Genomic DNA, 14,375 nt, shown 5'->3' on the forward strand with positions numbered 1-14,375 from the left:
GCGGGCTAAAGCACGTTAGTCCGCTTCAGTTGCGCCAGGCCGGCGGGCGTTTTTCGAGGAACGACGCGACGCCTTCACGGCCTTCCGCGCCGGCACGCGTGCGCGCGATGCGCGCCGCCGTGTCCTCGATCATCGCCTCGTTCAACTCATGGCCGGCGATGTCCTGCACGAGCTGCTTGCAGGCGCGTACCGCTTGCGGACCGTTCGCGCAGAGTGTTTCGGCGATTTGCTGCACGGTGGCGTCGAGTTGGTCCGCGCCGACCGCTTCGCTGACGAGCCCCAAGCGAAGCGCCGTCGCACAATCGAATTGTTCGGCGGTCGTGAAATAGCGGCGCGACGCCTGCTCGCCCAACGCGCGAATCACATACGGCGCGATGGTCGCCGGGATCAGACCAAGACGTGCTTCCGAGAGGCAAAAACGCGCACTCTCCACAGCAACGACAATATCGCACGCCGAAATCAACCCCATGCCGCCCGCGTACGCGTCGCCGCTCACGCGCGCAATCACCGGCTTGTTGCAGCGATAGATCGACGACAGCATGTTCGCCAACAGCATCGCGTCGGCGCGGTTCTCGTCGTCCGAGTAGCCCGCCATCTTCTTCATCCAGTTCAGATCGGCGCCCGCACAGAACGCCTTGCCGTTCGCGGCGAGCACCACCGCGCGCACGTCGTCGTGCCCGTTCAAGGCGGTGAAGGCGGAGGTCACTTCGGCGATCATCGTTTCGTTGAACGCGTTGCGCACGTCCGGGCGATTCAGCGTGACCGTGGCGATTTGCCCGGCAAACGCGACATTCAGCGTTTCGTATTGCATCGTTGCAGCTCCTCTCGCGTGGCCCTCTGTCACATTCTGAACACGCCAAAACGCGTGTCTTCGATCGGTGCGTTCATCGTCGCGGAGAGGCCGAGACCGAGCACATCGCGCGTTTGCGCCGGGTCGATCACGCCGTCGTCCCACAGACGCGCGCTTGCGTAATACGGATGGCCTTGATGTTCGTATTGCTCGCGGATCGGCTGCTTGAATGCCTCTTCTTCTTCGGCGCTCCACGAACCGCCCTTGCCTTCGATGCCGTCGCGCTTGACCGTGGCCAGCACCGAGGCCGCCTGTTCGCCACCCATCACCGAGATGCGCGCGTTCGGCCACATCCACAGGAAGCGCGGCGAATACGCGCGGCCGCACATGCCGTAATTGCCCGCACCGAACGAGCCGCCGATGATCACCGTGAACTTCGGCACTTTCGCCGTCGCCACGGCCGTGACCATCTTCGCGCCGTTGCGCGCGATGCCTTCGTTTTCGTATTTGCGGCCCACCATGAAGCCGGTGATGTTCTGCAGGAACACCAGCGGAATCTTGCGCTGGCAGCACAGTTCGATGAAGTGCGCGCCCTTGAGCGCCGACTCCGAAAACAGAATGCCGTTGTTCGCGATGATGCCGACCGGATGGCCCCAGATATGCGCGAAGCCGGTGACGAGCGTGGTGCCGTAGCGGGCTTTGAATTCGTCGAAAGCGGAATCGTCGACGATACGCGCGATCACCTCGCGGATATCGAACGGCTTGCGCGTATCGACCGGAATCACGCCGTACATGCTCTTCACGTCGTAGCGCGGCGGCTTCGGTTCCTGCAACGCTACCGGCACCTGTTTCGTGCGATTCAGATTGCCGACGATGCTGCGCGCAATCCCCAACGCATGCGCGTCGTTCTGCGCAAGATGATCGACCACGCCCGACAGACGCGTATGCACGTCGCCGCCGCCGAGGTCTTCCGCGCTCACCACCTCACCCGTCGCGGCTTTGACAAGCGGCGGCCCGCCGAGAAAAATCGTTCCCTGATTCTTGACGATGATCGATTCGTCGCTCATGGCCGGCACATACGCGCCGCCTGCCGTGCACGAGCCCATCACGACGGCGATCTGCGGAATGCCCGCAGCCGACAGATTCGCCTGGTTAAAGAAGATGCGGCCGAAGTGATCGCGATCAGGGAACACGTCGTCCTGATTCGGCAGATTCGCGCCGCCTGAGTCGACGAGGTACACGCACGGCAAATGATTTTCAGCGGCGATTTCCTGCGCCCGCACGTGTTTTTTCACGGTGACGGGATAGTAGGTACCGCCTTTGACCGTTGCGTCATTGCAGACGATCACGCACTCCTGCCCCGCAATCCGGCCGATGCCGGTGATGACACCCGCGCCCGGCGCGTCGTTGTGGTACATGCCATAGGCAGCGAGCTGCGAGAACTCGAGAAACGGCGTGCCCGGATCGAGCAGTTTCTCGATGCGGTCGCGCGGCAGCAGTTTGCCGCGGCCCGTGTGTTTGTCGCGCGCCGCTTGGCCGCCGCCCAGCGCGAGTTTCTCGACCTTCGCGCGAAGATCGGCGACCAGCGCTTCGAGCGCCGCCGCGTTGGTGCGAAAGTCGTCCGAGCGCGGATTCAGCTTTGATTCGATGATCGGCATGGCGTGGCTTCTCCTTTTCACCGCTTTTTATAGGCCTGCGCTGACGCAGTGCAATGGCAGTACGAGCGCAGCACTAAGGCTCAAGCCGTTTCAGCAAACAGTTCGCGGCCAATCAGCATGCGACGGATTTCGCTTGTGCCCGCACCGATTTCATAGAGCTTCGCATCGCGCCACAAGCGGCCGACCGGATACTCGTTGATATAGCCATTGCCGCCGAGAATCTGGATCGCCTCGCCGGCCATCCACGTCGCTTTTTCAGCGGTGTAGAGAATCACGCCGGCGCAGTCTTTACGTACCTGGCGCACATGTCCGCTTCCGAGCGTATCGAGTTGACGGCCCACTGCGTAAAGATACGCGCGGCACGCTTGCAACGTGGTGTACAGATCCGCGACCTTGCCTTGAATCAGCTGGAACTCGCCGATCGGCTGACCGAACTGCTTGCGATCGTGGATATAGGGCACCACGGCGTCCATGACCGCGACCATGATGCCGGTCGGGCCGCCCGCGAGCACCGCACGTTCGTAATCGAGGCCGCTCATCAGCACCTTCACGCCGCCGTTCAGCTGACCGAGGATATTTTCTCCCGGCACCTCGACGTTCTCGAACACCAGTTCGCCGGTATGCGAGCCGCGCATGCCGAGCTTGTCGAGCTTTTGCGCGACCGAGAAGCCCTTCATGCCCTTCTCGACGATAAACGCGGTGATACCACGCGAATTCGCTTCGAGATCGGTTTTCGCATAGACGACCAGCGTATCGCAATCCGGGCCGTTGGTGATCCACATTTTCGTGCCGTTGAGCACGTAGTGACCGCCCTTCTTGTCCGCGCGCAGTTTCATGCTGACGACGTCCGAGCCCGCGTTCGGCTCGCTCATGGCGAGCGCGCCGATATGTTCGCCGGAGACCAGCTTGGGCAGATACTTTTGCTTTTGCGCGTCCGTACCGTTGCGATGAATCTGGTTGACGCACAGATTCGAGTGCGCGCCGTATGAGAGGCCAACCGACGCCGAAGCACGCGAGATTTCTTCCATCGCGATCATGTGCGCCGTATAGCCCATGTTCGCGCCGCCGTACTCTTCCGAGACCGTCATGCCGAGCACACCGAGATCGCCGAATTTGCGCCACAGGTCCATGGGGAACTGATCCGTACGATCTATTTCCGCGGCACGCGGGGCGATTTCTTTGGCAGCGAAACCCGCGATGCTGTCACGCAGCATTTCGATTTCTTCGCCGAGCGGGAATTGCAAACCGGGCAGGTTGCTCATTGCTGTGTCTCCAGAGTTCGTTGGCGGCCGGCAAGCCTGGGTGGGCGCCGGCTAGTCTGAGTGCGGCTCAGCGGATGGTGGCGGCCTTGTGGGCCGCCCTCATCATCCCGCACGAGGCGCGAAACGTTCAAGGCGCATTTCACGCCAGATTTACGTAAGCGTCAATAGGTATTTTTGAGTATCACTCAGAAACTGATTGGCGCGCATCCATGGCCGTCATACCGTGATAGGATCGCCGTCATCGAGGCTTTTTGCTTCGCAAATCTGAACTGGACTCATATGACGGTTGCCTTGAAGGCTGAGTTACCTGCCTCGCGCCGCCAGCCGGCCGGGCGCAAGTCGCAACAGCGCGTGAAGGAGATACTGCAGGCGGGACGCGACGTGTTCTCCGAGAAGGGTTACGAGCGCGCGACGACGGCGGAGATCGCGCAGCGGCTGGGCATTTCCGAGGCGACCGTGTTCAGTTATTTTCGCGGCAAGCGCGAGTTATGCGCGCGGGTGATCGGCGACTGGTACGACGAGATCATTGAGGCGATCGAGTCCGGGTTGCCGCGAGATGGCAATGTGCGGCAGCAGTTTGCTTTTATTGTGCGCACGCATTTGCGGTTGATGCTGGTCAATGGCACTGACCTGTGTGCGTTGGTGTTGTCTGAGGGACGGGCTCGGCATCATGAGTTGAGTGAGGCGCTGACCGAGTTGCAGCGCCGTTATACCGCCCCGTTGATGCGGGTGTTGGCCCAAGGTCAGGAGACTGGGCAGATTCGCACCGATATGCCGTTACGGCTGTTGCGGTCGATGGTGTTCGGGCCGATGGAACATGTGCTTTGGGATGCCACGCTGGCTAATCGGCATATCGATATTGACGCTACCGCGGATCAGTTGATCGACGTGTTGTGGGCTGCGCTGATGCCGCCGGATTTGGCGGTGAGTGCTTTGCAACAGTTCAGGGCAGAGGTGGCTGAGGCGAACCGGCGGTTTGAAGAGGCTGCACGTGGTGCTGTGGAGGCGCCTCTCGGTGAATAGTTTGGGGGAGTTGCCTGCTCGGCGCTTTTTTTTGTCTGTCTGCTTGGGGTGTGAGCTTTACTTGTTTTGTTAGTGGTCTATTGGCGTTGCCCCTGTGCGGGGCGGCACTTACTTCTCTTTGCCGGCTGCAAAGAGAAGTAAGCAAGAGAAAGCAGCTCAAACCGCTAATGCTAAGCGGCTCCCGCAGTCAGCGAATGGTAGTGGCTCCGTGGAATCTGTGTTCTCGCACATTCGGCGCTAGTGACAAGGGCGTCATACTTCCGGCGGCGCTGCGCGCGCCGAAGCGGCCTTCATAAAACCTTCTGCTGCGTTTTGCGTTCGCGTTTTTCCGGCACCGTGACTCGCCGTTATATCGCCACTGTCACTGCGGTGCGACACACCCACATTTCATTCCGGGTGGGGGGTGACCCTTGAGTGCGGAAGCGTCACGCCGAGGCAAAGCCGAAGGCCTCCACCGTCTTTAAACGAAGCCCCTGGTTTCCCATGCAGACCCGTCCGCGACGCACGCAGTGCGGAGTGGGAGCTGATGACACCTTTGTCACTTGAAGTTGAAGATACGAGGGCCCGGATTCCACGGGGCCACTGGCCCCTCCAAGCCAGGAGAGCCGCTTAGCATTAGCGGTTTGAGCTGCTTTCTTTTGCCTACTTTTCTTTGCAGCCGGCAAAGAAAAGTAGGTGCCGCCCCGCACAGGGGCAACGCTAATAGACCACTAACAAAACAAGAAAAGGCACCAAAGCCAGAAGCACAGACAAAAAAGCGCCGAGCAGGCAAAAACCCCCAAACCCAACATCAATGCGCTAATCTACCTCTCTTGGCGGAGCCATCAAAGAGGACCCAAAAAATGCCATCAACCCAAAGCGGCAAAATCAGAATCGGCATAGGCGGCTGGACCTATGCTCCCTGGCGTGGCACCTTCTACCCATCGGACCTCACGCAAAGCCGTGAACTCGAATACGCCAGCAAAAACCTCACATCGATAGAAATCAACGGCACCTTCTACGGCTTGCAAAAACCATCAAGCTACGAAAAGTGGTACCAGGAAACGCCAGAAGATTTCGTCTTCTCACTAAAAGCCCCCCGCTACGCGACCAACAGAAAAGTCCTGGCGGACGCCAATGAAACAATCGAACGCTTCCTCGCCAGCGGCGTGCTATTGCTAAAACAAAAACTAGGCGCGATCAACTGGCAATTCGCACCGACAAAAAAGTTCGACCCTGAAGACTTCGAAGCCTTCCTGAAACTGCTGCCCGCCAGCATCGAAGGCCAAAAGCTAAGACACGCGATCGAAGTCCGCAACGAGACCTTCAAGACCCCGGACTTCATCGCGCTAGCCAGAAAATACAAAGTCGCCATCGTGCTCGCGGCCGACAGCGACTACCCGCAAATCGCGGACATCACTGCACCATTCGTCTACGCCCGCATCATGGGCACAACCGACAAACAAGCCACTGGCTATTCGACCAAAGCCCTCGACACCTGGGCCGAACGTGTGCGCCAACTCGCCGCAGGCACGACACCGGACGATCTGGAAACATCAGCAGCAGCACCTGCAAAAACCACCGCACGCGACGTCTACCTCTACGTCATCAGCGGCTTCAAGGAGCGTAATCCGGCAGCCGCCATGGCACTGATCAAACGCCTCTGATAGTTGTCATCCAAGTCACGCCGCACGAGTGTCATAATCCCGGCTGCCAACAAACGCATCGACACTCATACACTCAGGCCGCAAGGCTTCCTCAACACCCAAGGTCCGGGAGAACATTTTGAGCGCCATCGACAATCCTTTGCATGACCAGGAAGTCGGCTCGGCCGACGCCACCCAGGACACCACGCGCATCGACGACGTTCGTATCGGCGCGGTACGTCCGCTGATTTCCCCTGCCCTGCTGCAGGACGAGTTACCCGTGCCGCCCGCGGTGCAGACACTCGTCGAGAAAACCCGCGTGGAAATCGCCGACATTCTGCACGGCCGTGACGACCGGCTCGTGATGATCGTCGGCCCGTGCTCGATTCACGACCACGACCAGGCGATCGAATACGCCCGCAAGCTCAAGGTCGCGGCACAGACCTACAAGGACGATCTGCTGATCGTCATGCGGGTCTACTTCGAAAAACCGCGCACGACCGTAGGCTGGAAAGGCTATATCAACGACCCGCGTCTCGACGGCAGCTTCCGCATCAACGAAGGTCTGCGTCTCGCAAGGCAACTGCTGCTCGACATCAACGGCCTCGGCTTGCCCACGGCCACCGAATTTCTCGACCTGCTCAGTCCGCAATACATCGCGGATCTGATCGCGTGGGGTGCCATCGGTGCACGCACGACGGAGAGTCAGAGTCATCGGCAACTTGCATCGGGGCTGAGCTGCCCGATCGGTTTCAAGAACGGCACGGACGGTGGTGTGCAAATCGCCGCGGACGCGATCGTGGCGGCGCGCGCGAGTCATGCGTTCATGGGCATGACCAAGATGGGCATGGCTGCAATCTTCGAAACTCGTGGCAATGACGACGCACACGTCATCTTGCGCGGCGGCAAGAAAGGGCCGAATTACGACAGCGCCTCGGTGGAAGCAACCTGTGCTGCGCTCAAATCAGCGGGCTTGCGCGAGCAGGTCATGATCGACTGTTCGCACGCGAACTCCGGCAAATCGCATTTGCGTCAACTGGAAGTGGTGCAGGATCTGGCGCAGCAACTGTCGCAGCGCGAGCGCCGCATTGTCGGCGTCATGCTGGAAAGTCATCTGGAAGAAGGCCGTCAGGATCTGAAGGCCGGTGTGCCGTTGCGTTACGGCGTATCGATTACGGACGCCTGCGTGAGCTGGACGCAAACCGAACCGGTGCTCGACACCCTCGCCGAAGCAACCCGGAAACGGCGCGCGGGCTAATCTCGCCGACGCGGCCTGCACGATCTCGCGCAACCAATAACCAGAACAAACGGCCGGTACGCGAGCGTGCACGACGCAAAACCAAAAGCCATCCACGACATCATAAGCACCGCACGCGCCGCACCAACCGCCGACTGATCCACCCCAGCGAGGTTGGGCAGCGCGCTGTTCCTCACGCCCGAGGCATCGCTCGCTGCCCACTATGACAGCGGGCGCGAATGCTCCGGCGCGAGGCGCGTTGCATTACGACGCGTTGACGGCTTCCTTGAATGCCTTGCCGGCGGTGAATTTCACCGTCTTGGCAGCGGCGATCTGGATCTCGGCACCAGTCGACGGATTGCGGCCCACGCGTGCTGCGCGCGCGCCGGTCGAGAAAGAACCGAAACCGACCAGTTGCACCGTATCGCCACCCACCACGGCTTTGGTCACCGCTTCGACGATCGCGTCGATGGTTTGGCCGGTGGCCGCTTTGCTTTCGCCCGTCGCTGCGGCGACTGCATCAATCAGTTCCTGTTTGTTCATAGCACTTCCCGTATGGTAATCATGGAACCGGCGCCACATCTGTTGCGCCGGGACCGACACACTAACGCATAGGCGCGTATTCGCGCAAACCTTGGGTGTAAGCCTTGTATCACCCGCCCAGCGGCAATTTGACGTTTTTTTGTCGCAAAGTGCCATAAGAATCGCGCGCTTAGGCGCTTTGCCCGCTTGACCGCCGTTCGCGGCGTATCACAATCCGTTGCAATTTCAGTGCTTTAGCGGCAAGACACGGACTGCGGTCACGCTTTTTTACTATGTTATGGTGGATCGCAAAGATTCGGCACTCAGCGGCGTGCCGCGCTCAGCAATAAAAAATCCGGAAGGAATAAAACAATGAAAATTCGCCATATTGCAACATGCGCTGCATTCGCGGCCTGGTCTTGCGCGGCTGCGGCCGCCGCCGATAACGCCTGCGCGACGCTCGTCGGAACGGCGACTTCGACCACGCCGCAGCGCTTCCAGGTGCGCGACGGCGAACCGGTCGATCTCGTCAGCGGCGCGAAAACGGTGCATGGAAAACTGCTGGTTTTCGGCGACGGCGGCGTTTATCACGCTTACTGGCAACCCGAAAACAGCCCGGAGAAATATGTGCTGGCCAATGCCGGCGAAAACAGCGTCCGTTTGGTTTCGACACCCCCGCAAGGCACGCCGGCCGAAAATGGGGAGCCCGGAACCACCCTCGCACCGCAGCGAGTTCTCTCGTGTCCGGCGCTGTAGCACGGAAATTTTTGCCGGATTTGCGGCAATGGGCCGCTGCGCGCCCCTTGCAAACCAAAGCGGTCATATCACGCCTATACGCCCGGATGATTGACATCGCACAACTTCAAACGGCACAAATGACGCTTCGCCAATGAGCATCCCGGGCGTATTTACCGCTGATTCAACGCGCATTTTATTTCCACTGAAAATGCCCTCAAGGTCTCACCCCCACTGCCGATATACAAAGCTGCGTGTGCAGCGCAAACGTTACAAGGACGGGAATGGTTCGGTTAGCCAGATTGAGGGAAGCACTGTCTGTCGCGGAAGGCGACCCCGAGCTCGTGCGTTCGCAGCTCCAGGCATTCGGCCGCCAGATCCCGCTGCTTTATTTCATCCTGCTCGTGAACACGACGGCTGTCGCGGTCACGCATCTGTACTGTGCGCCGGCGTGGTTGTCTATCTATGTTCCTGCCACGCTCTGCACCGTGTGCATCATTCGTTGCATACGCTGGTGGCTCATCCGGCATCGGGTCCTGACGCACGATAAGGCCGTGCCCGAACTGCGCAAGCTGATCTGGCTCGCGGGCATCTTCGGCGTCGCCTTCAGCGCCTGGTCGCTATTGCTGTTTCCGTACGGCACCGCCTACGAACAGGCGCAAGTCACGTTTTACATGGCAACGACGGTGGTCGGCTGCGTGTTCTGCCTGATGCATCTGCGGGCGGCCGCCCTGCTTCTGCTATCGATCGTCATCCTAAGCTTTGCGACTTTTCTGGTTTTCACGGGCTATCCCGTCTTCATCGCGATGGCCGTCGACATGACGCTGGTCGGCGTCGCCCTCGCCTTTATCATCGAGCTGTATTACCGGACCTTCGCCGACGTAGTACACGCGCAGCGCGAATTGCAGGTGAGCCAGCAGAAAACGCAAAGACTCAGCGACGACAACTTCCGGCTCGCGAGCATCGATAGTCTGACCGATCTGCCCAACCGGCGCAGTTTCTTCGCATCGCTGCGCGCACTGTCCGAACAGGCGCTCGGCAACAGCGGCGGCTTCAACGTTGGACTGATCGATCTCGACGGTTTCAAACAGGTCAACGATATTTACGGACATGCTAGCGGCGACCTCGTGCTCCAGGAAGTCGGCTTGCGATTGCTGGCGCTCGCCGAACCCGGCATCTTCTTCGCGCGCCTGGGCGGCGACGAATTCGGCGTGCTGGCCCAGCACAAACTGTCGAACGAGACGCTCGTCGAACTGGGACAACGCATCTGCGCAGCGCTCAGCCAGCCCTATCGGGTAGCCGGTAATGTTGCCGAGTTGTCGGGAACGATCGGCTGGGCCGCATTTCCCGAAGCGGGCACGACCGTCCAGCAGGTGTTTGAACGAGCCGACGCTGCACTGTATGTCGGCAAGGAGGGCCGTCGCGGTACGCCGGTCATCTTCTCGACGGAACATGAAACGCGGATCCGGCGCTCGAGTCTCGTCGCTCAGGAACTGCGCCATGCGGACCTGGAGTCCGAACTGTTCCTCGAGTTTCAACCGATTTACGACGTGCTCACGCAACGCCCCATCGGTCTGGAGGCGCTGGGCCGATGGCACAATGCGCGGCTAGGCGCGGTCAAGCCGGAAGAATTCATTCGGATTGCCGAGCGTACGGAACTGATTCTACGTGTCACCGAAGTGCTTCTTCACAAAGCGCTCGACGAAGTATCGCGCTGGCCGTCCGATCTCTATCTGTCGTTCAATCTCTCCGCAATCGATATTTCGACTTCGCCGCGCGCTCGCCGCCTGGTCGATATCGTGTTGGGCAGCGGCGTGCCCGCGCATCGCGTGAACTTCGAAATCACGGAAACTGCGGTAACGCGTGATTTCGAGCAGGCCCGCTCCTCGCTCACGATGATCAAGCAAGCCGGCTGCCGCGTCTCGCTCGACGATTTCGGCACCGGCTATTCGAGCCTCAGTTACGTGCATCGCCTGCCCTTCGACACGATCAAGATCGACCGCAGTTTCATGACCGACGTGGATTCCGACAGTGCATCGACGAAGATCGTCAAGTCGGTGATCGATCTGTGCAGAAATCTCGGACTCGAATGCGTGGTGGAAGGACTCGAGACGTCGTCGCAAGCCGAAGTCGTCAAAGCGCTGGGCGCTCGCGCGGTACAGGGCTATCTGTACGGCAGACCGATGCGGGCGAGCGCCGTCTCTACCTACTTGCAGACGGCACTCAGCCAAGGCCATGTTGTACCGACGTAGCCGCGTGGCGCCAGCACCCACTCAATCCGCGACACCCGGCTCGGGCGGCAGGATCATCTCGTCGGGAACGTCGAAGCCTTTCAAACGCGCGACTAAGTAATACAGCAGCGCGGGCGCAATCAAACCGACGATCCACGAAATATCGACGCCGCCCAGCGAGTCCACCAGCGCGCCGGTGTAGAAACCTGTCGCGATGAACGGCATCTGGATCAGCACGCCGAACGCATAGACCGCGATGCCCGCCATATTCCAGCGGCCATAGCGGCCATCTGGATCAAATAGCGCCGGCACGTCGTAGCGTTCTTTGGTGACGCAGTAATAATCGACCAGATTGATCGCGCTCCAGGGCGTGAAGAACGCCAGCAGAAACAGCAGAAACGACGAGAATTCCTTCAGAAACGCGCGATGACCCGCAAGCGCCAACCCCGTCGACGCGCCGACCATCAGGAAAATGAAGAAGAGACGCGTGCGGTTCGAAATCGACCGTTGTCCGCCAAAGCCCGTCATGATGGTGGCCACAGACATGACGCTGCCGTATGCGTTGAGCGTCGTAATCGTGAGCTTGCCCAGTGCAATCGTGAAGTACAACACTGCGGCGAGCACGCCGCTCGCGCCCAGACTCACGATAAACGACACCTCATGCCCCGCGAATTGGCTTCCCGCAAGCGCCGCCGCAAACACGCCGAATACCATCGACACCTGAGCGCCAAGCACGGAGCCGAGGCCGACTGCCCAGAATGTCTTCAATGCCGAGGTGGAACTCGGCAGATAGCGGGAATAGTCGGCGACGTAAGGGCCGTATGCGATCTGCCAGGAAGCCGACAAGGACACGGCCAGCAGAAAGGTGCCGACCGTGAAGTGGCGGTTGTTCAACAATACGTTGATATCGTGCCCATGCAGCAAGCTCCCGAACAGATAGAGAAACGCTAATACGCCGACGACTGTCGACATGCGCCCCATCGCGTGAATGGTGCGATAGCCGAGCGCGGTCAGCACAACGATCAGCAGCGCGAAGATGGCGATCGCGGTCGGGTTGTCGACGTGCAGCAACTGGCCGATCGCCTGCCCGGCGAGCACGGTGCCCCCGGCCGAGAAGCCGACATACATCACGCAAACCAGCGCAAGCGGAATAATCGCGCCATACACGCCGAACTGCACGCGGCTCGAAATCATCTGGGGCAGACCGAGTTGCGGACCTTGCGCGCCATGCAGGGCCATTACCGCGCCGCCGATGATCTGGCCGGCCAGCAGGCCGATCAACGACCAGAACACGTCGCCGCCGAGCACGACCGCGAGCGCGCCGGTCACCACCGCGGTGACCTGCAGATTCGCACCGAACCAAAGCGTGAACTGACTAATGAGGCTGCCGTGGCGCTCCGATTCGGGGATATAGTCGATGGAGCGACGTTCGATCAGCGAAGATGCTGTCGTGCGCGGGATGGATGTTGCCATATGTATCTCCTGACAGGTCGCTACACTGCCTTGCGGCAGCAATGAGAACGCGGTTGGTTAGGCTGTCTAATGTTGTTATTCGATTCGAGCGACGACGCGATGACGGTTGACGCGCTATAGCGCGATGGCGAGTTCCGGCACCGCGTCGAACAGATCGCCGACCAGACCATAATCGGCGACGCTGAAAATCGGCGCTTCCGGATCCTTGTTGATCGCGACGATCACCTTCGAGTCCTTCATGCCGGCCAGATGCTGGATCGCACCTGAGATGCCCACTGCGACGTACAGTTGCGGCGCGACGATCTTGCCGGTCTGGCCGACCTGATAGTCGTTCGGCACGAAACCCGCGTCGACCGCAGCACGCGATGCGCCCAGCGCTGCGTTCAGCTTGTCGGCCAGCGGCTCGAGAATTTTCGTGTAGTTTTCACCGTTGCCCAGACCGCGGCCACCCGAGACGATGATCTTCGCCGACGTCAGTTCCGGACGGTCCAGCTTCGTGACTTCACGGCTCACGAACTGCGACAGGCCTTGATCTACTGCGGCTTCAATTTTTTCTACCGCAGCGCTGCCGCCTTCGGCTGCCACTGGGTCGAAACCCGTCGTGCGAACCGTGATGACCTTGATCGGGTCTTGAGATTGCACCGTGGCGATCGCGTTACCCGCATAGATCGGACGCTCGAACGTATCAGCGCTATCCACTGCGGTGATGTCGCTGATCTGCGCAACGTCGAGCTTTACGGCGATACGCGGCGCGATGTTCTTGCCGTAGGCAGTCGCCGGCGCGAGGATGTGCGTGTAGTCCTTCGCGATGTTCATGACCGTCGCTTCGACGTTTTCTGCCAGGCCCGCTGCGAGTTGCGGCGCGTCGGTCAGCAACACCTTCGAAACGCCTGCAATCTTCGCAGCCTGGTCCGCGGCCGCCTGTGCGTTGTAACCCGCCACTAGCACGTGAATATCACCACCGATCTTCTGCGCCGCTGCAATCGTGTTCAGCGTCGCGGCCTTGATCGATGCGTTATCGTGTTCTGCAATTACAAGATTAACCAGATTCGTCATTTCGTCCGTCTCCTTACAGCGCCTTGGCTTCGGTCTTCAGCTTCTCGACCAGCGTCTTCACATCCGGCACCTTCACACCGGCGGAGCGCTTTGGCGGCTCGACGACTTTTAGCGTCTTCAGGCGTGGCGTCACATCAACGCCGAGGTCTTCCGGCTTGACCACTTCCAGCGGCTTCTTCTTTGCCTTCATGATGTTCGGCAGCGTTACATAGCGCGGCTCGTTCAGACGCAGATCGGTTGTGACCACAGCGGGCAGCGTCAGCGATAGCGTTTCAGCCCCGCCGTCCACTTCACGCGAAACGGTAGCCTTACCGTCGGCCACGACAACCTTCGAAGCGAATGTGGCTTGCGGAAACCCAGCCAGCGCGGCCAGCATCTGGCCGGTCTGGTTCGAATCATCATCAATGGCCTGCTTGCCAAAAATGACCAGCGACGGCTGCTCTTTATCCACCCACGCCTTCAGCAGTTTCGCCACCGCTAGCGGTTGCATATCTTCAGAAGATTCGACAAGCACTGCACGATCCGCACCAATCGCCAGCGCCGTGCGCAACATTTCCTGCGCCTGCGCAACCCCGCAAGAAACAGCAACGACTTCAGTAGCCACGCCTGCTTCCCGCAACCGCACCGCCTCTTCAACTGCAATCTCATCGAACGGATTCATCGACATCTTCACGTTCGCCATATCGACACCCGTGCCGTCCGATCTGACCCGGACTTTCACGTTGAAATCGACCACCCGCTTTACCGCCACCAACACCTTCAT

12 protein-coding genes are annotated in these 14,375 nt (G+C 60.0%); 5 read left to right on the top strand and 7 right to left on the bottom strand.

The window, feature by feature from the left end; translation table 11 throughout:
* Positions 1-25 precede the first annotated feature (25 nt).
* From ACAX43_RS14380 to ACAX43_RS14390, 3 genes are all read right to left on the bottom strand, one after another.
* A complete protein-coding gene (locus tag ACAX43_RS14380; RefSeq protein ID WP_370709063.1) occupies positions 26-811 on the bottom strand; it encodes an enoyl-CoA hydratase/isomerase family protein in 786 nt (261 codons plus the stop codon).
* Positions 812-840: 29 nt separating this feature from the next.
* On the bottom strand, positions 841-2,448 hold the full coding sequence (locus ACAX43_RS14385) for a carboxyl transferase domain-containing protein (RefSeq protein WP_370709064.1): 1,608 nt from the start codon (positions 2,446-2,448) through the stop codon (positions 841-843).
* Between the two features lie 80 nt (positions 2,449-2,528).
* Positions 2,529-3,710 carry an isovaleryl-CoA dehydrogenase gene (locus ACAX43_RS14390; protein WP_370709065.1) on the bottom strand — a complete coding sequence of 394 codons (1,182 nt, stop codon included), beginning with the start codon at positions 3,708-3,710 and terminating at the stop codon, positions 2,529-2,531.
* A gap of 279 nt (positions 3,711-3,989) precedes the next feature.
* On the opposite strand from ACAX43_RS14390, the gene ACAX43_RS14395 reads away from it, so the two are divergent.
* From ACAX43_RS14395 to ACAX43_RS14405, 3 genes are all read left to right on the top strand, one after another.
* A complete protein-coding gene (locus ACAX43_RS14395; protein WP_370709331.1) occupies positions 3,990-4,733 on the top strand; it encodes a TetR/AcrR family transcriptional regulator in 744 nt (247 codons plus the stop codon).
* 842 nt (positions 4,734-5,575) lie between these two features.
* Positions 5,576-6,379, top strand: coding sequence for a DUF72 domain-containing protein (locus tag ACAX43_RS14400; RefSeq protein WP_370709067.1), 804 nt, complete (start codon positions 5,576-5,578; stop codon positions 6,377-6,379).
* A gap of 118 nt (positions 6,380-6,497) precedes the next feature.
* A complete protein-coding gene (locus ACAX43_RS14405; protein ID WP_370709068.1) occupies positions 6,498-7,616 on the top strand; it encodes a 3-deoxy-7-phosphoheptulonate synthase in 1,119 nt (372 codons plus the stop codon).
* Positions 7,617-7,859: 243 nt separating this feature from the next.
* Here ACAX43_RS14405 and ACAX43_RS14410 read toward each other — a convergent pair whose 3' ends face one another.
* Positions 7,860-8,138: an HU family DNA-binding protein gene (locus ACAX43_RS14410; protein ID WP_006049832.1), complete on the bottom strand. Its 279-nt coding sequence runs from the start codon at positions 8,136-8,138 to the stop codon at positions 7,860-7,862.
* 351 nt (positions 8,139-8,489) lie between these two features.
* Here ACAX43_RS14410 and ACAX43_RS14415 point away from each other — a divergent pair, with 351 nt between their 5' ends.
* Together ACAX43_RS14415 and ACAX43_RS14420 are read left to right on the top strand one after the other, a co-directional pair.
* Positions 8,490-8,873: a hypothetical protein gene (locus ACAX43_RS14415; protein WP_370709069.1), complete on the top strand. Its 384-nt coding sequence runs from the start codon at positions 8,490-8,492 to the stop codon at positions 8,871-8,873.
* 263 nt (positions 8,874-9,136) lie between these two features.
* Entirely contained in the window at positions 9,137-11,104 is a 1,968-nt protein-coding gene (locus tag ACAX43_RS14420; protein ID WP_370709070.1) for a putative bifunctional diguanylate cyclase/phosphodiesterase, read from the top strand.
* Between the two features lie 21 nt (positions 11,105-11,125).
* On the opposite strand, the gene ACAX43_RS14425 is transcribed toward ACAX43_RS14420, so the two are convergent.
* The 3 genes from ACAX43_RS14425 to ACAX43_RS14435 form a co-directional block, all read right to left on the bottom strand.
* Positions 11,126-12,556, bottom strand: a complete 1,431-nt coding sequence (locus ACAX43_RS14425) for a cytosine permease (protein WP_370709071.1) — start codon at positions 12,554-12,556, stop codon at positions 11,126-11,128.
* Between the two features lie 114 nt (positions 12,557-12,670).
* Positions 12,671-13,603, bottom strand: a complete 933-nt coding sequence (locus ACAX43_RS14430; protein ID WP_370709332.1) for an electron transfer flavoprotein subunit alpha/FixB family protein — start codon at positions 13,601-13,603, stop codon at positions 12,671-12,673.
* Positions 13,604-13,625: 22 nt separating this feature from the next.
* A complete protein-coding gene (locus ACAX43_RS14435) occupies positions 13,626-14,375 on the bottom strand; it encodes an electron transfer flavoprotein subunit beta/FixA family protein (RefSeq protein WP_370709072.1) in 750 nt (249 codons plus the stop codon).

It is taken from the genome of Paraburkholderia sp. IW21, assembly GCF_041321145.1.
Classification (GTDB): domain Bacteria; phylum Pseudomonadota; class Gammaproteobacteria; order Burkholderiales; family Burkholderiaceae; genus Paraburkholderia.